Here is a 23,239-nt window from a genome sequence, read left to right as displayed (position 1 = left end):
GAACGGGGTCCGCGCCGCCCCCGGCACGGACGCTACGCCTGCGGTGACTACCGGGCCGTGGCCACGGCGTCGTTCGTCCCCGCTGCGACGCTCACGGGTGCACCCGTGACCGGCGTGGGCCGTCCCAGGGAACGGACGGACCACCCCGCTCGGACCCAGTCCTGGACCGGGAGGCAGTTGCGTGCGTCGACGACCACGCGGCGGCCGACGATGTCGGCGAGTCGAGCGGCGTCGGCCGTGACGACCTCGTCCCACTCGGTGAGCACGAGCACGACGTCGGCGTCCTCGACGGCGTCCTCCATCGAGGTCGCGTAGGTCAGCGTCGGGAAGGAACGCCGAGCGGTCTCGAGGGCCTCGGGGTCCCAGAGCGTCACCTGGGCACCGCGAAGGTGCAGCGCCGCGGCGACGTTGAGCGCGGGCGAGTCGCGGACGTCGTCGGTGAGGGGCTTGAAGGCGGCCCCGACCACGGCGACGCGTCGGTTCAGCACGGACCCGCCGAGGGCCTCGATCGTCATGTCGATGACGCGCTCGCGCTGACCCATGTTGATCTCGTCGACCTGCTGCATGAGTCCGACGACGCGGCCCGCGCCGAGCTCGTTCGCACGGTGCATGAGGGCACGGATGTCCTTCGGCAGGCAGCCGCCGCCGAAGCCGAGCCCGGCGTTCAGGAACTTCCGACCGATGCGGGCGTCGTGGCCGAGGGCGTCGGCCAACGTGGTGACGTCGGCGCCGGTGATCGCGCACATCTCGGAGATGGCGTTGATGAACGAGATCTTCGTCGCGAGGAACGCGTTCGCGCTCACCTTGACGAGCTCGGCCGTGGCGAGGTCGGTCGTGATGACCGGGGTGCCCTCGGCGATCGGTGCGGCGTACACCTCGCGGATCACGGCGTCGGCGGCCTCCGACGCGCCACCCCAGACCAGACGGTCCGGGTGCAGGGTGTCGTCGACGGCCTTGCCCTCGCGCAGGAACTCCGGGTTCCAGATGAGCTCCGCGGCGATGCCGGCCGGGGCGAACTCGCTGACGATGCCCCGGAGCCGGGCGGCGGTGCCGACCGGGACGGTCGACTTGCCGACGATCAGGCCCGGGTGGGTGAGGTGCTCGGCGACACCACGGGTCGCGGCCTCGACGTACGTCAGGTTCGCGGCGTGCGACCCGGCACGCTGCGGGGTGCCGACGCAGACGAAGTGGACGTCGGCCGCGGCCACGGCCTCGGCGAGCGAGGCGGTGAAGCGGAGCTTGCCGCTGGCGACGTGCTTCGTGATGAGCTCGGGCAGACCCGGCTCGTAGAACGGGACCTCACCGGCCGACAGCGCGGCGAGCTTCGCCGGGTCGACGTCCACGCCGATGGTCTCGAAGCCCATCTCGGCCATGGCGGCGGCGTGGGTGGCGCCGAGGTAGCCGGTGCCGATGACGCTGATGACGGGAGCGGGACGGACGTCGGCGGACGGGGTGGCAGCGGAAGAAGCGGACGCGGTCATGGCGTGACCTCCTGCAGGTCGTAGTCGATGTCGGTGCGCTTGATGCCCTCGGCGAAGGCCGCCAGGGAGTCGGCACGGGAGTTGAGCCGCCAGTCGTTCGTCGTGCGCTTGCCGTCGACGATGGTGGTGGCGGTCTCGCTGAAGTAGGCGAAGCCGACGATGTCCGCGTTGGCGGGGTCGGCGAGGGCGTCGAAGAGCGAGGTGATCCACTGCGTCTTCTGCGAGTTCGAGACGCTGCCCCCGGTCTCGGTCGCGCCGATCTCGTTGAGCACGATGCCCTTGCCCGGCGCGATCTGCCGGATCTGGGCGAGCGTGGCACCGAACGTGTTCGCGAAGGTGGGCTGCTCGGCGGTGTCGCGGTAGTAGCCGCTCATGCCGACCCAGTCCACGTACTCGGATCCGGGGTAGTACTGCTGCATGTAGTCGAGCGTCTGGTACTTCGGGTTGCCGAGCTTGTCGATGCGCGACGGCGACCAGTCCCAGATGGCGTACTGGTTGGCGCCGTTGTCCTCGAAGACCTGCCAGACGTGCTGCCACATCCGCTTGTAGGAACCGGCGGCGTTCTGCTGCTTCGCCGACTCGGACCAGTTGTACCACTGGCCGTTCATCTCGTGGTCGAAGCGGATGACGAGCGGCTGCCCGTTGGCCGCGAGGGCCTTCGCGTACTTCGTCAGGTAGGCGTCGAAGCTGCCCGAGGTGATGTCCTCGTTGGTGTAGCCCTCGACGTAGGGCTGGTCGTTGCCGGTCAGTGCGGGGACGGACTCCCACGTCATCATCGGCAGGCGACCGTTCGCCCAGGACCGCTGGACGGCGTTCTGGTTGAAGTCCTGGTCGAAGCCCTGGAAGAAGCCGACCATGTTCGTGGCCCGGCCGACCTGGCGCGACACGTCGTCGTACTCGGCCCAGTTGAAGGGCGACTGCGCCGTGTACAGGCCGTACCAGCGGGACTGCTGCGCGAGCACCTCGGCCTTCGTAGGGACGTCGACCGGCGTCGGGCCGGGGTCCGTGGACGGACCGGGGTTCGGGTTGGTGGCTCCGCCGCCGGTACCGCCGCCGGAGCCGTTCCCGGACCCGGAGCCGTTGCCCGCACCGGAACCGGGTCCACTGCCCGATCCGTTGTCGGAACCGACGCCGCCGACACCGCCGGCGGCACCGCCGCCGCCCGACCCCGAGCCGGAACCCGAGCCGGACCCGCTGCCGGCACCGACGCCCGAGGCGGAACCACCCGACGAACCGGAGCCCGCGGCGTCGACGGAGGACGCGCCTCCCGAGCCGGAGGCGGCACCGAGCTGGGACCGCAGCGACGCGATCTGCGCTTCGAGCTCGCTGATCTGGTCACCACGCGAGCCGGACTGCGCGGTGCGCGAGTCGAGCTTGCCCTCGAGCGCCCAGATGCGCTTCTGCGCGGCGTCGAGCTTGGTCTGCAGCTCCGCGGCGGAGACCTTCGTGGACTTCGGCGCCTCGACCCCGAGTGCCTGGTGCACGGCGGTGGAGACCGGGCCGGACGGGGACACCCAGACGGACCAGGTGATGAGGCCGAGGGTCAGGACGATCGCGGTCGTCCCGATGGCCGTGCGGCGGGCGTGCTTGCTCGACTGCGCCCACCAGGCGCTCGAGGATCGGATGATGTCAGACAATGAGGAACGCCTCCAGGGCGAAGATCGCGATGCCGATCACGTACGGGATCGCGGCGTACGGGTTGTACCGGCGGGTCGTCGTCGGGGCGGTCGTCCGCGCGGCGGCGGACGCCGCCTGCGACGCGGCGGCCTCGCGCCGGGTCGCCAGGACGGTCGCGGTGGAGTTGGTGGTGGCGTCGGCTCCGAAGAGCTCGTCGAACGCGCGGTCGGCGGCCACCTGGTCGTCACCCCGGACGCGGGCGACACCGTCGGCGGCGTGCGTGCCGCCGGCCAGCGGGCCCGTGGCGGCGTCGACCGGGCTGACCGGTGCCGCGCCGAAGCCGGCGGGCAGGGCGGCGTCGGACGGGTCCTCCTGCATCGGGCCGCCGGCGTAGGCGCCTGCCCGGGTCCCCCAACCGGACGCGTGCGCCAGGCGGAAGAAGCCGATGAGCCGGATCGGCATGAGGAAGAACGTCGACACGATGATGAACATCGGCAGGCGGAAGAAGTCGCTCGGCTTCTCGGCGAGGTGGCGCATCTGCCGGATCGCCATGCTGAGCACCGACGAGACGACCATGAGCGCCGCCACGTAGACGAAGCCGGTGGAGAACCCGTACTGCGACAGGATGCCCTGGTACAGGTTCTCGCCCTGCCCGGTCAGTGCGCGGTAGATCCAGCCGGCGATCACGCCGAAGAGCATGAACGGCAGGATGATGTCGGTGATGAAGAAGGCGGCGAGGATCGGCGCGTGGCCGAGCATCCAGGGCAGCATCCGCAGGGTGTTGTACTGCGAGCCGCGGGCCCAGCGGAGCTGCTGCTTGAACAGCTTCTTCACCTGCAGCGGGGCGTCCGTGTAGACCAGCGACGTGTACTGGTAGACGGTGCGGTACCCCTCCTTGAGCGTGAGGTTCGTCAGCGTGCGGTCGTCCGAGACCTCGAGGAACACGCCCATGAACTTCTCGTGCATGAAGCGGTCCATGACCCGCACCAGGATGTTCCGGCGGAACGCGATGGTCCGGCCCGGCAGGCAGCCGATCTGGCCGAGGACGCTCTGCGCGGGCATCGAGTACAGCGCCCGCGAGTTCTCGAGCCAGTCGGCCCAGCGGGTGATCCAGCTGCGCTCCGGCTCGAGGATGCGCTGCCGGGTCGTGACTCCGCCGACCGACTCGTCGGCGAACGGCTTGAGCAGCTCGTCGAGGGTGCCGGGCGTCCACACCGTGTCGGAGTCGACGAGCACGGTGATGTCACCGTTCGACATCTCGGTGCCGACCTTGACGGCGTTGCGCTTGCCCGGGATGGGCGTGTGGGTCCAGCGGACGAGTGGGGCGAACTCGTCGCAGACGGCTTCGAGTGCCTCGTTGCGGGCACCGTTGATGACGACGATGATCTCGCCGGGTCGCTGCTCGACCATGCGACCGATGACGTCGCGGAACAGGTCGAGCGGTTCGTCCACGACGGGGACGACGACGCTGGTGGTACCGATGAAGGTGCCGGTGAAGGGGCGGTAACGGGCGGACAGGACGACCTTGAGCAGCCAGAGCAACCAGATCACCGCGGAGTACACGGCGAACAGGTAGAACTCGGGGTGCCCTTCGACCATCTGCCTGATCTGCAGAATGAAGGTGAACATCGATCCCTGCTTCAACGTTCGAGGTGGTGATTCCGCGCCATCGGGGAATCAGGGTCGGTTCGGGTGACCCCATTGATGCAGACCGCGGACCCCTTCGCAACGCGGCCCCCGAGCGGGGGTGTTACCGGCGCGTTACGGGGTACACGCCGGTCCCCCTCCGGTGTCGCCGCGGCGGTCCCCCGAGGTGCTGACAGCACTCCGGCGGACCGCGTTCACCCTGCCGGTCACCCTGCTGGACGACGGGTGCGGTCTGGAGGCCCGGGTCGACCGGGCGCGAAAGCCCCGGTCAGCGCGTGGTTGCGATCGTGACCGACACCAGTCGTCGAGTTCCGCGTCCGCTTGGACCGCTACACCGATCACGGCGCGGTAACGCCCGGCCTCCGGGGTACACGGCGGCGCCGATCGGGGGACGTCCGGCGTCATCGCGAATTCACCTGCGCAGGTCGGGTCAGCGGGGTGCCATCTCTGCCGCCCGGGCGTGTCGGGCACGCGCGGGAGTGGGCGCGCTGCCGTCCGTGCCACGGGTCGTCGCCCGTGGGAGCGCCTGCGCGGCTCGGGTCGTGGCCCGAGGGAGCGGGCGCGTCGCGACCGTGGGGACGGGCGCGCGCCTCGGTTCGTGGCCCGAGGGAGCGGGCTCGCGCCTCGGGTCGTCTCCCGTGGGAGCGGGCATCGCGACCGTGGGGGACGGGCGCGCGCCTCGGGTCGTCGCCCGTGTGAGCGCCCGCGTTGCGACCGTGCCACGGAGCTGCACGCCCGTGATCGCTGCGTCCTCCCGCCGTCCCGTCGTGCCGTCGTGCCGTCGTTCCTTCCCATTGCTCGTGCGATGGGAAGCAGATCCGCGCGTGGGCAGCCGGAAGGAACGGCTTCCGACGCGCGGAACAGCTCCCTGCGCGCGGAACGACCTCCGACGCGCGGAACTGCAACCAGGGCCGCGCGACCGGTCAGGCGCCGCTCAGGCGCCGCTGCGGACGCCGCGGTGAGCGCCGCTCAGCGCCGCTCAGCGCCGCTGCACGCGTCGCGCTCAGGCGCCGTAGAACTCGCGCTCGAACACCTGCCGCGCGCGGCGCGTGACGCCGAGGTAGTCCTCCTCGAGCTCGCTCGCCGACCCCGGCGGGTACTCCAGCAGCCGCGCCACACCCTCGAGTTGGACCCGGTCGACGGGCAGCACGTCGGTGGTCTTCCCCGACCACAGGACGAGGGCGCTCCGGGTGCGCGACGCGAACCGCCACGCGGCCCCGAGCCGCTCGCCGTCCTCGGCGGCGACGAAGCCCGCGGCGACCGCACCGTGGAGCGCCTCGAGGGTGGAGGTCGTGCGGAGCGCCGGGACCTCGAGCGCGTGCTGCAGCTGCAGGAGCTGGACGAACCACTCCACGTCGCTCAGCGATCCCCGACCGAGCTTGAGGTGCCGGGCCGGGTCGGCGCCGCGCGGCAGCCGCTCGGACTCGACGCGAGCCTTGATGCGCCTGACCTCGCGGACCTCGTTGTCGTCGATGTGGTCCGGGTAGCGGGTGCGGTCGGCCAGGTGCTCGAAGTCGCGGAGCAGCTGCTCGTCGCCGACGGCGCCGCGAGCACGCAGCAACGCCTGCGCCTCCCACGTGAGCGACCAGCGGGCGTAGTACGCGCCGTACGACTCGAGGGTGCGGACGACGGGTCCGTTCTTCCCCTCGGGGCGCAGGTCGATGTCGAGGTCGAGCGGGTGGATCGTGTCCTCGGTGAGGCGGTTCAGCTCGCGCACGATCGCTTGGGCGGCGCGGGACGCCACCTCGGGCGCCAGGTCGGGTGCCCGGTGGACGTAGAGCACGTCGGCGTCGGAGCCGAAGCCGAGCTCGCGGCCGCCGAACCGGCCCATCGCGATGATCCCGAACTCCAGGCCCTCGGGGGCGTCGCGGCGGGCCAGGGCGAGCGCACCGGCGAGCGTGGCCTCGGTGACGTCGCTGAGGGCCGGCCCGAGGCCGTCGACGTCGAGGTGTCCGAGCACCGCGGCCATGCCGAGCCGCAGCGTCTCGCGCCGTCGGGCCGACCGCAGCAGCGCGGCGGACCCGTCGACGTCGTTGCCGTGGCGGGCGGTCGTCGCGGTCATCTCGGCGAGCAGCGACTCGATCGGGCGGGGCCGGAGCAGGGACTCGGGTTCGTCGAGCCAGGCGACGGCCTCCGGGAACCGTTCGAGCAGTCCGGCGAGGAACGCCGACTCGGAGAGCACGGTCGTCAGCGAGTGCGCCGCCCCGGACGAGTCACGGAGCATCCGGAGGAACCAGCTCGACTCCCCCAGGGTGTCGCTCAGGCGGCGGAAGGCCAGCAGGGCGCGGTCGGGCGCCGGCCCCTCGGCCATCCACCGCAGGAGCACCGGCAGCAGGTTGCGCTGGATGGCGGCGCGACGGCTCGTGCCCTGCGTCAGGGCGCGGATGTGCCGGATCGCGCCGGCCGGGTCGACGAAGCCGATCGCACCGAGCCGGTCGACCACCTGGTCGTTCGTCAGGGCGACGCCGTCGGCGGCCGCGACGGCGGACAGCAGCGGACGGTAGAACAACCGCTCGTGCAGACCGCGGACTTCGAGCTTGACGGCACGCCAGCGCGTCTCGAGCGCCGCGGCGGACGTCGCGACGCCGCTCGACCGGGCGAGGACCCGCAGCTCCTCTTCGTCGGTCGGCATGAGGTGCGTGCGCTGCAGGCGGCGCAGCTGGATGCGGTGCTCGAGGACGCGCAGCAGGGCGTAGTCGGGCCCGAAGCGGGCGGCCTCGGCCCGGCCGACGTACCCGGCGTCGGTCAGGGCGTCCATCGCCTCGAGCGTCGACCGGACCCGCACGGAGGGGTCGTCGCGGCCGTGCACGAGCTGCAGCAGCTGCACCGTGAACTCGACGTCGCGCAGGCCGCCGGGGCCGAGCTTGAGCTGCCGGTCGACGTCCGCGTCCGGGATGTGCTCGGTGACGCGCTCGCGCATCCGCTGCACGGACTCGACGAAGCCGGGCCGGCCGGACGAGCTCCACACGAAGGGCGCGACGGCCTCGGCGTAGCGCCGGCCGAGGTCGGCCGACCCGGCGATCGGCCGCGCCTTCAGCAGGGCCTGGAACTCCCACCCCTTCGCCCAGCGCTCGTAGTAGGCCACGTGCGAGTCGAGGGTGCGGACGAGGGCGCCGTCCTTGCCCTCGGGCCGCAGGTTCGCGTCGACCTCCCACAGGGCCGGCTCGGCGGCGAGGTCGGTGATGGCGTGCGTCGCGGCGATCGCGATCCGGGTGGAGACGAGCACCGCGCGGTCGGTGGGCACCGCGTCGGTGGCCTCGGTGACGAAGATGACGTCGACGTCGCTGACGTAGTTCAGCTCGCGCGCGCCGGCCTTGCCCATCGCGATGACCGCGAGCGGGGTCGCGGCGACGTCGTCGGCCGGGAACGGGACCTCGCGCCGGGCGACCTGCACCGCTGCCTCGAGCGCGGCGCCGGCCAGGTCGGCGAGCCCGGCGGCGACGCTCGGGAACGCCTCGGTCGGGGCGGCGTGCAGCACGTCGTACAGCGCGATCTGGGCGAGGTGCCGTCGGTAGCGCACCCGCAGGCGGACGCGGGCGTCCTCGCCCGTGGTGCCGTCCACCGCCCGCACCAGCGACTCCGTGTAGCGCTCCTGCGACCACGGCTCGCGCACCGGTTCGAGGAGCAGGTCGAGCTCCGCCGGCCGACGGTGCAGGAACTCGCCGAGCCCGACCGAGGCGCCGAGCAGGCGGACCAGGCGCTCGGTCGCGGCCTCGTCGGCCAGCACGGGCCGCAGCGCGTCCGGGGCGCGCTCGAGCAGGCGCTCCAGCGACCGCAGCGCACCGTCCGGGTCCGCGGTCACGCCCCAGAGTGCGCCCCCGCCGTCGACGGGCAGGGGCACGCCGGCCCCGAACCGTTCGCGCAGGTCGGCGATCCGCTCGAGGCTCTCCGACAACTCGGCGAAGCCCAGGCGCGCCAACTCGGATCGTGACGTCGTCGTCCGACCGGTCATCTGGTGCGCACTCCGCCTACAGCGCGCCGAGGTTGGTGTCGAGCTCGAACGGCGTCACCTGGTCGCGGTACCGCTTCCACTCCTGGCGCTTGTTGAGCAGCACGAAGTTGAACACCTGCTCGCCGAGGGTCTCGGCGACGAGCTCGGAGTCCTCCATCAGGCTCAGCGCGTGGTCGAGGCTCGCCGGCAGCTGGCTGTAGCCGAGGGCCTTGCGCTCCGAGTCGCTGAGGCTCCAGACGTTGTCCTCCGCCTCGGCGGGGAGCTCGTACTCCTCCTCGATGCCCTTGAGCCCGGCGGCGAGCAGGAGCGAGTACGCCAGGTACGGGTTCGCCGCGGAGTCGATGCCGCGGTACTCGATGCGCGACGACTGGCCCTTGTTCGGCTTGTACAGCGGCACGCGGACGAGCGCGGACCGGTTGTTGTGGCCCCAGGTGACGAACGAGGGGGCCTCGTCGCCGCCCCACAGGCGCTTGTACGAGTTGACGAACTGGTTCGTCACCGCGGTGATCTCCGGCGCGTGCTTGAGCACACCGGCGATGAAGTGCTTGGCCGTCTGCGAGAGCTGGTACTGGCCGCCGGCCTCGTAGAACGCGTTCTGGTCGCCCTCGAACAGCGACACGTGCGTGTGCATGCCCGAGCCGGGCTGGCCGGAGATCGGCTTCGGCATGAACGTCGCGTAGACGCCCTGCTCGATCGCGACCTCCTTCACGACGGTGCGGAAGGTCATGATGTTGTCGGCCATCGTGAGCGCGTCCGCGTACCGCAGGTCGATCTCGTTCTGGCCGGGGCCGGCCTCGTGGTGGCTGTACTCCACCGAGATGCCGAGGTCCTCGAGCATCCGCACCGAGCGGCGGCGGAAGTCGTGGGCGCTGCCGCCGGGCACGTTGTCGAAGTAGCCGGCCTGGTCGACGGGCTGCGGGCCGCCGTCCCGCCACTCGCGGCTCTTGAGCAGGTAGAACTCGATCTCGGGGTGCGTGTAGAACGTGAAGCCGCGGTCGCTCGCCCGGGCCAGGGTGCGCTTCAGCACGTTGCGCGGGTCGGCGACGGCCGGCTGCCCGTCCGGGGTCGTGATGTCGCAGAACATCCGCGCGGTCGGGTCGATCTCGCCGCGCCACGGCAGGATCTGGAACGTCGAGGGGTCCGGGTGCGCGAGCACGTCGGCCTCGTAGCTGCGGGTGAGGCCCTCGATCGCGGAGCCGTCGAACCCGATGCCCTCGGCGAAGGCACCCTCGACCTCGGCCGGGGCGATCGCCACCGACTTGAGCGTCCCGATGACGTCCGTGAACCAGAGTCGGATGAACTTGATCCCGCGCTCCTCGATGGTGCGGAGCACGAAGTCCGTCTGCTTGTCCATGCACGACCTTTCCGTGTATCGGGTGGCCGCGGGCGGGCCTGGTCCCAGGCTAGTGGTCCGGTGGGACGGACGGGGTGCGGCCGGGCGGGTCAGCGGTCCTCGGCGTCCCACTTCTCGTTGTTCGCGGCGATGCGGTCGAGCGCGTGCTGCGCTTCCTCGCGCGTGGCGAAGGGGCCGATGCGGTCACGCTGCGGCGACTGCGGCCCCTGCTCGACCTGGCCGGTCTTGTCGTTGAACCACCACTGGGACTCGATGCGCTCGTCACTCATGCCGCCCACCGTACCGACGCGGTGCGTCGGTGGTCCGCGCGCCGCTACGGCGCGCTGGTCGCCGTGCGGCCGGCTGTCGGGGAGCGCCCCGCGCCCGGGGTGACGGCCTGGAGGCCCGACCGCCGTCCGGCGGACCGGTGCCGCGCCTCCAGGCGGTCGCGTCCCGGCGCACACGCGGGCGGCCGCTCGGGACCCGCGCGGCGACGGACGCGGCCCCGGCTAGAGTGGTCCGCATGCCCCGGGACGAACACGGACACCTGACCGCCGGCCGCGTCTCCCCCCAGCTGGCCGTCCCGCAGGACATCGAGCGGCCGGAGTACGTCGGCCGGGTCGAACCGCACGAGCACGGACTCGGCGACACCTACACCCCGGACGAGGTCGAGCGGATCCGCACCGCGGGCCGGATCGCCTCGCGGGCCATCGACGCCGTCGCCGCGGCGATCCGACCGGGCGTCACCACCGACGAGCTCGACCGCATCGGGCACGAGTACGTCGTCGCGCACGGCGCCTACCCGTCGACGCTCGGCTACCGCGGGTACCCGAAGTCGTTGTGCTCGAGCCTCAACGAGGTGATCTGCCACGGGATCCCGGACGACACCGTGCTGCAGGACGGCGACATCGTCAACATCGACATCACGGCCTACAAGGACGGCATGCACGGCGACACGAACCGCACGTTCGTCGTCGGGCAGGCCGCGCCGGAGGTCGAGGACCTCGTCACCCGCACCCGACTCGCCCTCGAGCGCGGCATCAAGGCCGTGGCGCCCGGTCGCCAGGTCAACGTCATCGGCCGCGCCATCGAGGCGTACGCGAAGCGCTTCGGCTACGGGGTGGTCCGCGACTACACCGGCCACGGCGTCGGGCGGGCCTTCCACTCCGGCCTGATCATCCCCCACTACGACGCCCCGCAGTACGACACCGTCATCGAGCCGGGCATGGTGTTCACCATCGAGCCCATGCTGACGCTCGGCGGGGTGGCGGCGGACATCTGGTCCGACGACTGGACGGTCTCCACGCGGGACAAGTCCTGGACCGCCCAGTTCGAGCACACCCTCGTCGTCACCGAGCGCGGCGCGGAACTCCTCACCGTCTCCTGAGACCCCCACCGAAAGGCTCCTCATGACCACCCTCGCAGTCGGCGTCGACATCGGCGGTACGGGCATCAAGGGCGCGATCGTCGACGTCGCCTCGGGCGAACTGACGACCGACCGGATCAAGAAGGCCACCCCCGAGGGCGGGAAGCCCCACGACATCGTCGCGGTCGCGAAGTCCATCGTCGAGGAGCTCGCCCCGGCCGCCGACGTGCCGGTGGGCGTGTGCTTCCCGGCCATCGTCCGTGACGGCAAGACCATGTCGGCCGCCAACGTCTCGAAGAAGTGGATCGGCTTCGAGGCCGAGGCACTGTTCGAGAAGGAGCTCGGCCGCTCCATCCACTTCGTCAACGACGCCGACGCCGCCGGGTTCGCCGAGCAGCAGTTCGGCGCGGCGAAGGGCAAGGACGGCCTCGTCATCGTCACGACGCTCGGCACCGGGATCGGCACCGCGCTCATCAACGACGGCGTGCTCATCGTCAACTCCGAGCTCGGGCACCTGGAGATCGACGGCCACGACGCCGAGTCGCGCGCCTCGTTCGCAGCCAAGGAGCGCGACGACCTGTCGTGGAAGCACTGGGCGAAGCGCCTGCAGCACTACTACTCGACGCTCGAGGCCCTGCTCTCCCCGGAGCTCTTCGTCGTCGGCGGCGGCGTCTCGAAGCAGCACGAGGAGTACCTGCCGCTCCTCGACCTGCAGGCCGACATCATCCCGGCGACGCTCCGCAACAACGCGGGCATCATCGGCGCGGCGACCCTGGCGGCGCAGAGCGCCTGAGGCACCTGGCCGCGGGGCGTCCGGCGACGTCCCCGGCCGGTGAGGTCGCACGACACGCCGCGTCCGCGTCGCCCTGGTCGCGCGAGCTGCCGCAGAACGGCCGTCCGGGCGGCACTCCGTGCGACCTCGACGGCTCGGCCGCCGGCCGCACACACAGCGTCCACGGGCGGCGGGGCCCGCGCGGTCGGGCGCCGAGGTCGCACGACATGCCACGTGCGCGTCCCCCGGGTCGCGCGACGTGCCGGACGACGGCCGTCCGGGCGGCACTCCGTGCGACCTCGGCGGGTCCGGCCCCGGGGCGCACGCGCTAGGCTGGCCGTGCGAATGGGTCGGTGAGACGGTCGCGTCACTCCTCCGGGAGTGCCGAGGAACGTCCGGGCTCCACAGAGCAGGGCGGTGGGTAACACCCACCCGGAGCAATCCGCGAGACAGTGCCACAGAAAGCAGACCGCCGGCGGCGACGTCGGTAAGGGTGAAACGGTGGTGTAAGAGACCACCAGGGGTCCGGGTGACCGGATCCGCTCGGTAAACCTCGCCCGGAGCAAGGTCAGACAGAGGACGCTGAGGCTGCTCGCCGAGTCCTCGGGTAGACCGCTGGAGGCCGACGGCAACGTCGGTCCGAGAGAGATGGCCGTCACCGCCGCGCGAGCGGCGGGACAGAACCCGGCGTACGGCCGGCCCATTCGCCCACACCACGCCGCGGGCCGCCGCCCGCGGTGGCGACCGTCGGAAGGCGCTGACGTGTTCCTCCCCGAAGCCCTCGCGCCGCTGTACCTGCGCGCCACCCGGGCGAACCGGCCCTACCGGACCGTCGAGGGCGCCGCGCGCGAGGTCCGCCGCCACGCTCGGCACCCCGAGCCGGCCGTCCCGCCGGAGCGCCTGCGGCTGCGCCCGGACGTCGCCGTCACCCTGCGCCGCGAGCACGGACGTCCGGTGTACACCGTCACGCCCACCCGGTCCACGCCCGTCGGCGAGACCGTGTACGTCCACGGCGGCGGGTGGGTGCACGACATCAGCCGGCAGCACTGGGCGCTCGTCGCGCAGGTCGCCGCCGAGGCGAACACCACGGTCACCGTGCCGCTGTACGCGCTGCTCCCCCACGGCGATGCCGCGGCGGCCGTCGCGCTCGTCGTGCAGCTGTTCGAGGCCGCGACGGCGACCGGCCGCGAGGTGCGCCTGGCCGGCGACTCGGCCGGCGGCCAGATCGCCCTGTCCGCCGCGCTCGCGCTCCGTGACCGCGGACACCGGGCAGTGCGCACCGTCCTGCTCGCGCCGGCGCTCGACCTGACGATGGCGAACCCGCGGCTCGCCGAGGTGCTGCCGTCCGACCCGTGGCTCGGTGTCGACGGGCTCCGCCACCTCGGCGCGCAGTGGGCCGGGCGCCACCCCGTGACGGACCCGACGGTGAGTCCCCTGGCGGGCGACCCGACCGGGCTCGGCCCGGTCCTGCTGCTCACGGGCACGCGCGACGTCCTCAACCCGGACGCGCACGTGCTCGCCGCGGGGGCCCGGGCCGCCGGCGTCGACGTCGAACTCGTCGAACGCCGCGGGGCCGTGCACGTGTTCCCGCTGCTGCCGACGCGTCCCGCTGCGGCAGCCCGCGACCGCATCGTCGCCGCGCTGCGCGCCTGAGACGCGTGAGACGGGGCGCGGCTCGGGCAGGCCCGGGCCGGCCCGGCCGGGCCCGGTCCGGGCTACAGACCCGACTCGGCCGTGCGCACCAGGATCGCGTCGCTGTCGGGGCAGAGCACGACGTCGTCCGGAGCGGCACGGCGGATGTCCTGCAGGTCCGAGTTGGTGAGCGACACCCCGGAGGCCGTGGACACGCCGCCCTGCAGCAGCGAGGCGCCGAAGCCGTAGCGGGCGCGCTGCCGGTCGTACAGCGCGAGCAGGTCGGCCGGCACCTTCGCGGCGACGGCGGCGCGGCTCTGCTCGGCCGAGTCCTTGTCGCCGGTCAGCCGTGCGATCTCGGCGTCGCGGTCGGCGACGAGCCCGGCTCGTGCGGCGTCGACCTCGGCGAGCTTCGCCTCGACGTCGCCCACCCGCGCGCGGAGCACGTCGAGGTTCTCCATGATCTCGAGCTCGGCGGTCTCGAGGCCGCCGATGCGCCGCTGCAGCGACTCGAGCTCGCTCTGCAGGCCGGCGGCGTCCTTCGAGTTCGACACGTTCTGCAGCATGGTGGTGTCGCGCTCGATGCGGGCGTGGGCGGTCGCGGTGTCGGACTCCAGGCGTGCGAGCTCGCGCTCGGCGTCCTCGACCTCGCCGGTGGCCGCGACGAGCTCGCTGCGCAGCCCGGCGGCCCTGGTGCCGAGCTCGGTGAGCTGGTCGCCCTTCTGCAGCGACGTGATGCGGTGCGCGATCCGGGTGACGTCGTTGTCGAGTCGTTGGAGGTCGAGGAGGATGACCTGGTCCTCGGGTGCTGCCTTCATGGTCAGACTCCTTCAGTGGGGGTGGTGGGTTCGGCGGCCGGCAGGACGGCGAAGTCCCACGGGTCGGTGCGGAGGTCACTCACGGTGACGCGGACACCGGCGGCCTCGCGCAGCTGCGCCGCCGCGACGTCGAGCCAGAGCCACTCGGTGGCCCAGTGCGACGTGTCGACGAGGGCCGGTCCGCCGTGGAGCAGTGCCTGTTCGCGGAACTCGGACGCCGGGTGGTGGCGGAGGTCGCTGGTGACGTACACGTCGGCGTCGAGCACGGCGGGGTGACCGAGCAGGGAGTCACCGGCACCGGCGCAGAGCGCGACGGTGCGGACGGGCTGGTCGAAGTCCCCGGAGACGCGGACGCCGGTGGCGGTCGGCGGCAGCAGGTCGACGAGCCGCCGGGCGAGCGCACCGAGCGTGGTCGGTTCCGCCAGGACGCCTACACGGCCGATGCCGGTCGCGGGGTCGGACCCGGCGTCGAGCGGGCGCTGCTCGGTCAGGCCGATGCGGTCGGCGAGCACGGCCGAGGTGCCGGTGGTGACGACGTCGGCGTTGGTGTGCGCGGCGACGAGGCCGCAGCCACCCCGCACCAGGGTCGCGAGCACGCTGCCCTTGTAGGTGGTCTCGGCGATCGTGGTCACCCCGCGCAGCAGCAGCGGGTGGTGCGTCAGGAGGAGCCCGGCTCCGAGTTCGACCGCTTCGCGCGCGGTGGCCGGCACGGCGTCGACGGCCAGGTGCACGTGCTCGACGACGGCGTCGGGGTCACCGGCGACCAGGCCCACGCTGTCCCAGGACTCGGCGCCCGCGGCGGGCCACAGGTCCTCGATCACGGCCTGGAGTTCGCGGAGCGTCGGCATCCCGTCAGTCTACCGAGGCGTCCGCCCCGTCAGCGGCCGAGCAGGTGCAGCAGCCGGGCCACGAGACGCGACCACCAGCCGGGGCGCTCCGCCTCGGCCTGCTGCGGAACCGGCTCGTGCGCGACGGGGCCGGCGGGCACGACCGCGTCCGGCAGGACGACGGGCGTGCTCGCGGTCCGGCCCTGGTGCGCCGTGAGCGCTGCGGCGAACGCGGCGCGGTCGATCACGGTCGGCCCGGTGGCGGGCTGGACGAGCGGCGTCGGTCGCGTGTTCGCGGACACCGGCGACACGGCCGGGAGGCCCGCCACCGGCCGGACGGGTTCGTCGCGTTCCGGCAGCACCAGCTCCACGGCCGGGCGCGCCGTCGCGATGTCGGCTCGCGGTGCCGACGTGCTGCGGCCGGTCGGTGCGGGTGCCGGAGCGACGACGACGGGGACGGGGACGGGCGTCGTCGCGACACGGCGGGCTGCGGCCCGGTCGCGGCGGTCGGCCTCGAGGGCGGCGTCGGCGAGCAGGTCGGCGAACACCGTGCGGGCGAAGTCGCGGGCGGCGCGCACCTCGGGGTCGTCGGTGCCGGCGACGGTGGCCTCCCAGGCCGCGAGGCGTGCGAGGTCCTCGTCGCGACGACGGACCTCGTCCTCGAGCAGCACGATGCGCTCGACGGTGCTGCGACCGGTCGACGAGGCGACCTCGACGGCCAGGTCCTCGATGCGCAGGGCGATCCGCTCCGGCGGTTCCGGGAACGACGGCGCGCACGAGGCGGCGTGCCGGGCGTGGTCGCGCACGCGGTCGCGGCGGAAGGCCGGGGCCGGGGTCGTCGCTGCCGACAGACCCGCCGACGGCGTCGCCGCCGTGACCTCGCTGACCGGAGCGACGGACGTCGTGTCCGTACCGGTGTCGGCACCGCGCTCGGCGCTGGCGTCAGCATCGCGCTCGGCGCTGGCGTCAGCATCGCGCTCGGCGCTGGCGTCAGTACTGTGGGCAGGCGTGCGGCGACGGTCCTCGACCGGGGTGGCCGGTGCGCGGTCGGGCCGCTGCACGGGGCCGGTGACGGGCGGGACCACCAGGTCCGCCACGTACGGCGTCCGCGTCGCCGGGGCGTCGCGGAGCCACTCCTCGAGCTCGCGACCGAACGGGTCCACGAGCGGGGTGCGTGCGCCGGACTGGGTCTCCATGTCCGAAGGGTAAATATCGCACGGCCCGGATCGTCGGACATCCGCGGTGTGTCGCCGGGTTCCGTGACATGTCGCCCCGAACGTGAACGGCGTGTCGGCCGCGGTGTGGGCGGGCGTCAGAGCGCGTCTTCGAGGTCGTCGAGGAGCGAGCGCCCCGCCGGCCACGCACCGACCCCGCTCGCGACGTTGACGTGGCCGAGCGCGCCGACCCGCAGCACCGTCGCACCGAGGGTGCGTGCAAAGGCCGTCGCCCGGTCGACGGAGCAGTACGGGTCGTCGTCGCTCACGACCATCCGCGTCGGGACGTGCGCGCCGTCGGGCAGCGGTCGCGGGGCGGCGAAGCCCCCTGCGGCCTCCGGGAACCCGGGCGCGGCGGGGTCGGGCGGGGCGACCAGGAACGCGCCGGCTGCCGTCCCCACGGCGGCGGCGAGCCAGTCCGCCACGGCGAGGACGCCGAGGCTGTGCGCGACGAGCACCGGCGGCTCCGGGCAGGACCGGACGGCACGCGTGATCGCGTCCCGCCAGTCGGCCGGGTCGGGGTCGCTCCACGAGGCCGGCTCGATGCGGACGGCTCCGGCACCGCGCTCGTCCTGCCAGACGGACTGCCAGTGCTCCGGGTCGGAGTTCCAGATCCCGGGGACGATCACCCACGGTCGAGGTCTGCGCACCGCGCCAGCGTAGCGGCGACCGGGCCGGTCGTCAGCGCTGGAGCGTCTCGCGCGGGTACTCGCCGAAGCGGGACGCGTACGCCGCCGAGAACCGTCCGAGGTGCGCGAAGCCCCACCGCACGGCGATCGCCGCCACCGTGGTCTCGCTGGCCGAGGAGCGACGGAGCTCCTCGCGCACCCGGTCGAGACGGATGCCCCGGAGCATCGCGTTCGGGGCGGTGCCCACCTGTCGCTGGAACGCCTGTTGCAGACCGCGGACGCTCAGCCCGACGTACTCGGCGACGTCGGTCGTCGACATCGGGGTGTGCGAGTGGGCGTGCATGTACTCGATCGCCTCGCAGACCCGGCCGGTCGCGCCCTGGGGCAGGGTCACCTCGGGCGCGAGCACCTGGTGCGGGAACGTCCGGAGCAGGCTGTGCGCGGTCGCCCGGGCCGTCTCGGCGAAGGCGAGGGCGGACACCGGGCCGGTCCCGAGCACGGTCGCGGCCGCACCCTGCACCTGGGCGTTCCAGCCGCGCAGGTCCTCGGGGTCGGGCGCCGCGGTGTGGTCGAAGACGAGCGGACCGGGCTGGGTGCCGTGCACCTCGGCCGCGATGCCCTCGAGGTACGACCGGTCGAACTGCACCAGGCTCTGCCGGACGTCCTGCAGGTCGAAGGCGAAGGGTCGTCCGGTCGGGAACACCACCGGGTGGCCGGGGCGCAGCGCGACCTCGTCGCGGCCGATGTCGATCCGACCGCCGCCCTCGGTGGTCCAGTTGACGACGTACTCGCCGCCGTCGTCGATCTCGCCCTGCATGCGGGCGTCGAAGCGGGTCGAGCGGAAGGACATGACGTCGTCCCCGACCACCCGGAACCGGTACGCGAAGGGCCGGTCGGTCCGGGTCGCGTCGAAGCCGGTCCCGTCGTAGGCGTCCTCGTACATGTGCAGGGCCGCCTCGAGGTCGGCCCCCGACGTCTCGAAGCTGATCCGTGGATCGGCTGGTTCGACTGTCATCGTGCGAATCGTGACACGGCGGTCGGCACCAGCGGGAATCGGCGCCGTCGTCGTGCGGGAAACGGCCCCGTCGTTGCGCGTCGCGGACACCCGGCTCAGCGACGCGCGCGCGCCACCGTCCAGCGGTTGCGGTCGTCGACGCGCTCGTAGCGCAGGTCGTCGACGACCATGCGCACCAGGGCGAGCCCGCGACCGCTCTCGGCGAGGTCCTCGGGCAGCCGTGCCGCGTCCGGGTCCACCGTCGCGGGCGAGCCGTCGTCCGACAGCAGCGCGTCGACGCGGTCGTCCCCGATCGCGAGCCGGAGCTGGCACGAGACGCCGTGCGCGTGCGCACCGTGCTCGATGACGTTCGAGGTGAGTTCGACGAGCGCGAGTTCGAGTGCCATCCGGTCCTCGGCGGAGACCGTCGGTTCGCGGTCCCAGACCCCGGACAGGAACGTGTGGACGGCGGACACGTCGTCCGGCGGGCACGCGAGTTCGAGCAGGTGCTCGCCGGTCGTCACCGTGCTCACCAGCCGACGACCGCGGCGTCCCCGTCCGGGTACGTGCGCAGGATCTTGTCGATGTTCGAGAGCTTCAGGACCATCTGCACCTGCTCGGACGGTGCGGCGAGTCGGAGGTCGCCGCCGGCCTGCCGAGCGGTCTTCAGGCTGCCGACGAGCGCGCCGAGACCGGACGAGTCCATGAACTCCACGGCCGAGAGCTCGACCACGATCCGTGCGCGGCCGTTGCCGACCACCTGGGCGACGGTCTCGCGGAACGACGGTGCGGACACCATGTTGAGCCGTCCGCTGCACTCCAGGACGGCGGTGTCGGTCTCCGCCTCGTGTACGACGATGTCCATGCCGTGTGGTCCCCTCGTGTCGGTTCGCCTTGCACCATGCAACCTACCGGTTCGTCACCGTCAGGTCCGGCCGGCGTGCCGCCGCGTCGCGGTGACCTGCACCACCACGGCCGCCGCCATGAGCGCCGCCATGACCCCGCCCATCGCCAGCGCCGTGCCGCCGAGCGCGCCCGCGAGCGGTGTGCCGAGCCCGCCGATGCCGAAGGTGAGTCCGCCCTGCAGGGCCGCGGCGGTCCCCGGGTGCGCCGCGCCGACGTGCTGCGTCCGGGTCATCGCGGCCGGCAGCACGAAGCCCCACGCCGCCGTGACGACCGCGAGCGCGCACCACACCACGACCGGACCGGCACCGGTCAACGCCGCGACGAGCACCCCCGTCGCGCCCGTCGTACCGACCACCAGGCCGGCGGTGAGCAGGGCGTCCTCGGAGAACCGCCCGACGACCCGCCGGAACACCAGGGTGGTGACGACCATCATCGACGCGTTCGTCGCGAACACGAGCGTGTACCCACCCTCGGAGAACCCGTACTCCGTCTGGAAGACGAACGAGCTCGTGGCGATGTAGGCGAAGAACCCCACCGTGGACAGCACGCCGCTGAGCACGTAGGCGCGGAAGCGTGCGATGCCGAGCAGCTCGCGGATCCGCCGGCCGTTCGCGGCGAACCCGGCGCCCCCGCGGCGTCCCACGGGCAGGGTCTCGTGGAACCGCAGCACCACGATCGCGCACAGCAGCAGCCCGAGGGCGGCGAGCACGACGAACATGAGCCGCCAGGTGCCGACGGTCAGCACCGCTCCCCCGGCCAGCGGCGCCACCACGGGCCCAATGGCGTTGATCGCGGCGAGGGTGCCGAACACCCGCGCCATCCGCGTCCCGTTCGCCACGTCGGACACCATCGCGCGACCCGCCACCGCACCGGCCGCACCGCCGAGCCCCTGCGCGATGCGTGCGAGGACGAGCACGACGACGTCCGGGGCGAGGGCGCACGCCACCGACGCCGCGGCGAACACCGCGGTCCCGACGACGAGCATCGGGCGGCGGCCGACGCCGTCGCTCACCGGGCCGACGAGCAGCTGCCCGACCGCGAACGCCACGAGGAAGGCGGTCAGCGAGAGCTGCACGGTGCCCGGCGTCGTACCGAGGTCGCGCGCGATCGCGGGCAGTGCCGGGATCTACATGTCTGTGGCGAACGGCGACACACCGACGACGAGCGCGAGCGGCACGATCGGCGGCAGCGTCGTCGTGGTCCTCCGCTGGCGCCCCGTCGTCACGACCGCCACGCTACGCGGACCGGGGTGGACCGTCACGTGCGCGCGTCCGGGACGCGCACCGAGGCGGACGGAGGGGACGTCGCCGGGCCGCACCGGGCCTCCCGTCCGACACGCGGTGCACGCGACCCGGACGGGCGACGCGTCAGCCGGTGTTCTGCAGACCGGCGGCGATGCCGTTGACCGTCAGCAGGAGCAGTCGGTGGTCGGCGTCCGTCGGGTCGGTGCTGCCGGTGGTGCGGATCGACCGCAACGCACGGAGCTGCAGGTGCGACAGTGCGTCGACGTACGGGCTGCGCAGGCGGACGGCCCGCGCCAGCACCGGCCGGTCGGCCAGCACGTCGCTGCCGCCGGAGACGCGGAGCACCCAGTCGCGGGTGCGGAGCATCTCGTCCAGGACCGCGGCGGCGAGGTCGTCGCGGTCCGCGAGCTCGAGGTAGCGGCGCGCGATGTGCTCGTCGGTCTTGGCGAGCGACATCTCGACGTTGCGGATCATCGCGGCGAACAGCGGCCAGTCGCGGTAGGCGGCGCGCAGGGCCTCGACGTCGCCGACGGCCTCGAGCGCGGAACCCAGGCCGTACCAGCCGGCGAGGTTGATGCGCGCCTGCGTCCACGAGAACACCCACGGGATCGCGCGGAGGTCCTCGAGGGACTCGACGCTCAGCCCGCGTCGGGCGGGGCGGGAGCCGAGCGGGAGCAGACCGATCTCCTCCATCGGGGTGACCCGGGCGAACCACGGTGCGAAGCCGTCCGCCTTGACCAGCCCGTAGAACGCCTCGCGCGAGACGTCGTCGAGCCGCTGCGCGAGGTCGGCGAAGCGCTGCGCCGCCTGCTCGGTGTGCGACTCGTTCGACGGCGACGACGCGAACAGCGTCGCCGAGGCCATCTGCTCGAGGTGACGGGCGGCGATGTCCTGGTCGCCGTACTGGGCGAAGATGACCTCACCCTGCTCGGTGAGCTTGAGCCGTCCGGCGATCGACCCCGGCGGCTGCGCGAGCACGGCCTCGTTGGCCGGACCGCCGCCGCGGCCGAGGGAGCCGCCACGGCCGTGGAACAGCGTGAGCTCCACGTCGTTGTCGCGGGCCCAGTCCGCGATCCGCGCCTGTGCGTCGTACAGCGCCAGGTTCGCGGAGACCGGGCCGACGTCCTTCGACGAGTCGGAGTAGCCGAGCATGACCTCGAGCCGACGGCCGGTCGCGGCGAGACGCCGCTGGAACGCCTCGGTGCGGACGGCCTCGTCGAGGACGTCGACGCTGGCGTGCAGGTCGGCGAAGGTCTCGAACAGCGGGATGACGTCGAGGACGGGCGCCGCCTCGACCGAACCGAGCGCGGCGACGGCGAGCTCGTGCACGTTCGCCAGGTCGGCCGGCGACTGCGTGAACGACACGATGTACCGGCTGGCCGCACGGACGCCGAAGCGGGCCTGCAGCGCGGCGATGGTCCGGAAGACCGCGAGGACCTCTTCCGTGGTCTCGCTGCGGGGTCCCCCGGCGCGGATCTCGGCGAGGGCGGTCCGGTGCACCTGCGAGTGCTGCCGGACCTCGAGCTCGGCGAGGTGGAAGCCGAAGGTCTCGACCTGCCAGATGAGGTTCTGCAGCTCGCCGTTCGCCGGCCGGAAGGCACCCGCCTGCACCAGGGAGGTCTGGATGGTGCGCAGGTCGGTGAGGAGCGCTTCCGGGCCCGGGTACGCGAGCGGCGTCTCGCCGAGGCGGGTCGCGTCGATGCGCGCGGCGGCGAAGAGCAGCGCGCGACGGTGGGTCTCGTTCGGCGCGCGGATGCCGATGCGCTCGGCGATGCCGGGGTCGAGCGACTCCTGCGCGGCGACGAGCGCGGTCAGGCCGGCGTCGGCCGGGGTCTCGTTCGCGTCGAGCGTCAGGGTGCTGCCGATGCGGGTGGCGGCTCGGGCGAGCCCGAGCAGGATGTGCTCGGCGGCGATCTCGGCGGCCTGGCGGGTGACCTCGGCGGTGACGTGCGGGTTGCCGTCGCGGTCGCCACCGATCCACGTGCCGAAGCGGACGAAGGCCGGGGCGGTGACCGGCACGCGGCCGGCGTCGTCGCCCTGCAGCCGGTCGTCGAGCAGGCGGTACACCTGCGGCACGATCTCGAACAGGGTCTGGTCGAAGACGCTCATCGCGGTGCGGACCTCGTCGAGCGGGGTCGGCCGCGTGGTGCGGAGCGGCGAGGTGCGCAGGAGGGTGGTGATCTCCTCGAGCAGTCGACGCTCGTTCTCGGCACGGGCGGTGGCGTTGCGCGCCCGGTCCCGCTCGTCGATGAGGTCGCTGATGCGGCGGACGCCGGTCGTCACCGCGCGGCGGCGCGCCTCGGTCGGGTGCGCCGTGAGCACGGGGTGGAACCGCAGGGTCCGCAGCCGCTCGGCGGCCTCGGCCTCGCCGACCTCGGCCACGAGCTGCGCGTAGGTCGCGGGGAACGAGTCACCGGCGTGCCCGCCGTCGTCGCCGCGCTGCCGGAGGACGCGCACCCGGTGGTGCTCCTCGGCGAGGTTCGTGAGGTGGAAGTACGTCGTGAAGGCCTGCGCGACCGCCTCGGCCCGCTCGGCCGACATCGCGGACACCAGGGCCTCGGCCCGGGCGGCGCCGTCGGCGTGGTCGCCCTCGTAGGCGTCGATGACGGCGGCACGCAGCGTCTCGACGTCGGAGAGCAGCTCGTCCCCGCCGTTCTCGCGCAGCACGCGTCCGAGCAGGTTGCCGAGGTACCGCACGTCGGCGCGCAGGTCGCTGTCGACCGCCCCGCTGACGTCGTCCCGCGCACGCTCGTGGCGCGCGGATCCGTCGATCGCCGTCATGGAGTCCTCTCCGGGTCTGCCGGGAA

Annotated in this window: 18 protein-coding genes and 1 other RNA gene; 4 read left to right on the top strand and 15 right to left on the bottom strand. The window is 73.0% G+C overall.

From position 1 onward, the window contains the following. Positions 1 to 47: 47 nt before the first annotated feature. The 6 genes from DEI99_RS08115 to DEI99_RS08090 all read right to left on the bottom strand — a co-directional run bounded on the left by DEI99_RS08115 (position 48) and on the right by DEI99_RS08090 (position 10,320). Positions 48 to 1,481, bottom strand: a complete 1,434-nt coding sequence (locus DEI99_RS08115) for a UDP-glucose dehydrogenase family protein (RefSeq protein WP_111042587.1) — start codon at positions 1,479 to 1,481, stop codon at positions 48 to 50. Further along, positions 1,478 to 3,118 (bottom strand): glycoside hydrolase family 26 protein, encoded by a 1,641-nt coding sequence (locus tag DEI99_RS08110; RefSeq protein ID WP_111042586.1) that lies wholly within the window; start codon positions 3,116 to 3,118, stop codon positions 1,478 to 1,480. Before DEI99_RS08110 ends, DEI99_RS08115 begins: the two co-directional genes overlap by 4 nt. Then, entirely contained in the window at positions 3,111 to 4,727 is a 1,617-nt protein-coding gene (locus tag DEI99_RS08105; protein ID WP_111042585.1) for a glycosyltransferase family 2 protein, read from the bottom strand. The genes DEI99_RS08110 and DEI99_RS08105 overlap by 8 nt, the downstream gene beginning before the upstream one ends. Before the next feature lie 1,021 nt (positions 4,728 to 5,748). Then, positions 5,749 to 8,697, bottom strand: coding sequence for a bifunctional [glutamine synthetase] adenylyltransferase/[glutamine synthetase]-adenylyl-L-tyrosine phosphorylase (locus tag DEI99_RS08100; protein WP_111042584.1), 2,949 nt, complete (start codon positions 8,695 to 8,697; stop codon positions 5,749 to 5,751). A 16-nt stretch (positions 8,698 to 8,713) separates the two neighbouring features. Beyond that, the gene (glnA, locus tag DEI99_RS08095) at positions 8,714 to 10,051 is read right to left on the bottom strand and encodes a type I glutamate--ammonia ligase (RefSeq protein WP_071255016.1); all 1,338 of its coding nucleotides are present in this window, start codon (positions 10,049 to 10,051) and stop codon (positions 8,714 to 8,716) included. A gap of 89 nt (positions 10,052 to 10,140) precedes the next feature. Beyond that, on the bottom strand, positions 10,141 to 10,320 hold the full coding sequence (locus DEI99_RS08090) for an SPOR domain-containing protein (protein ID WP_071255015.1): 180 nt from the start codon (positions 10,318 to 10,320) through the stop codon (positions 10,141 to 10,143). Between the two features lie 233 nt (positions 10,321 to 10,553). Here DEI99_RS08090 and map point away from each other — a divergent pair, with 233 nt between their 5' ends. From map to DEI99_RS08070, 4 genes are all read left to right on the top strand, one after another. Continuing rightward, positions 10,554 to 11,417: a type I methionyl aminopeptidase gene (gene map, locus DEI99_RS08085; RefSeq protein ID WP_111042589.1), complete on the top strand. Its 864-nt coding sequence runs from the start codon at positions 10,554 to 10,556 to the stop codon at positions 11,415 to 11,417. A 22-nt stretch (positions 11,418 to 11,439) separates the two neighbouring features. Next, positions 11,440 to 12,189, top strand: a complete 750-nt coding sequence (gene ppgK / locus DEI99_RS08080) for a polyphosphate--glucose phosphotransferase (RefSeq protein WP_071255014.1) — start codon at positions 11,440 to 11,442, stop codon at positions 12,187 to 12,189. Positions 12,190 to 12,514: 325 nt separating this feature from the next. After that, an RNA gene (gene rnpB / locus DEI99_RS08075) (RNase P RNA component class A) lies at positions 12,515 to 12,875 on the top strand. 55 nt (positions 12,876 to 12,930) lie between these two features. Further along, entirely contained in the window at positions 12,931 to 13,821 is an 891-nt protein-coding gene (locus DEI99_RS08070) for an alpha/beta hydrolase fold domain-containing protein (RefSeq protein ID WP_111042583.1), read from the top strand. A 62-nt stretch (positions 13,822 to 13,883) separates the two neighbouring features. Here the strand turns inward: DEI99_RS08070 and DEI99_RS08065 are convergent, their stop codons facing one another. From DEI99_RS08065 to DEI99_RS08025, 9 genes are all read right to left on the bottom strand, one after another. After that, positions 13,884 to 14,618, bottom strand: coding sequence for a zinc ribbon domain-containing protein (locus DEI99_RS08065; RefSeq protein ID WP_111042582.1), 735 nt, complete (start codon positions 14,616 to 14,618; stop codon positions 13,884 to 13,886). Between the two features lie 2 nt (positions 14,619 to 14,620). Next, entirely contained in the window at positions 14,621 to 15,466 is an 846-nt protein-coding gene (locus DEI99_RS08060) for a Nif3-like dinuclear metal center hexameric protein (protein ID WP_111042581.1), read from the bottom strand. A gap of 29 nt (positions 15,467 to 15,495) precedes the next feature. Next, positions 15,496 to 16,641 (bottom strand): hypothetical protein, encoded by a 1,146-nt coding sequence (locus tag DEI99_RS08055; protein WP_111042580.1) that lies wholly within the window; start codon positions 16,639 to 16,641, stop codon positions 15,496 to 15,498. Positions 16,642 to 16,757: 116 nt separating this feature from the next. Beyond that, positions 16,758 to 17,309: an RBBP9/YdeN family alpha/beta hydrolase gene (locus tag DEI99_RS08050; protein WP_111042579.1), complete on the bottom strand. Its 552-nt coding sequence runs from the start codon at positions 17,307 to 17,309 to the stop codon at positions 16,758 to 16,760. 31 nt (positions 17,310 to 17,340) lie between these two features. Further along, positions 17,341 to 18,303 carry a helix-turn-helix domain-containing protein gene (locus tag DEI99_RS08045; protein WP_111042578.1) on the bottom strand — a complete coding sequence of 321 codons (963 nt, stop codon included), beginning with the start codon at positions 18,301 to 18,303 and terminating at the stop codon, positions 17,341 to 17,343. Between the two features lie 95 nt (positions 18,304 to 18,398). Further along, positions 18,399 to 18,815, bottom strand: coding sequence for an ATP-binding protein (locus DEI99_RS08040; RefSeq protein ID WP_258369543.1), 417 nt, complete (start codon positions 18,813 to 18,815; stop codon positions 18,399 to 18,401). Then, the gene (locus tag DEI99_RS08035) at positions 18,812 to 19,147 is read right to left on the bottom strand and encodes an STAS domain-containing protein (RefSeq protein WP_071254999.1); all 336 of its coding nucleotides are present in this window, start codon (positions 19,145 to 19,147) and stop codon (positions 18,812 to 18,814) included. Before DEI99_RS08035 ends, DEI99_RS08040 begins: the two co-directional genes overlap by 4 nt. Before the next feature lie 60 nt (positions 19,148 to 19,207). Further along, positions 19,208 to 20,305 (bottom strand): Bcr/CflA family efflux MFS transporter, encoded by a 1,098-nt coding sequence (locus tag DEI99_RS08030; RefSeq protein WP_258369544.1) that lies wholly within the window; start codon positions 20,303 to 20,305, stop codon positions 19,208 to 19,210. A 250-nt stretch (positions 20,306 to 20,555) separates the two neighbouring features. Beyond that, entirely contained in the window at positions 20,556 to 23,213 is a 2,658-nt protein-coding gene (locus DEI99_RS08025) for a phosphoenolpyruvate carboxylase (protein ID WP_111042575.1), read from the bottom strand. Positions 23,214 to 23,239 lie beyond the last annotated feature (26 nt).

Source organism: Curtobacterium sp. MCLR17_036, assembly GCF_003234445.2.
Lineage (GTDB): Bacteria > Actinomycetota > Actinomycetes > Actinomycetales > Microbacteriaceae > Curtobacterium.
The sequence above is the reverse complement of the archived record's forward strand: the minus strand, read 5'-3'. Positions and strand labels throughout refer to the sequence as shown.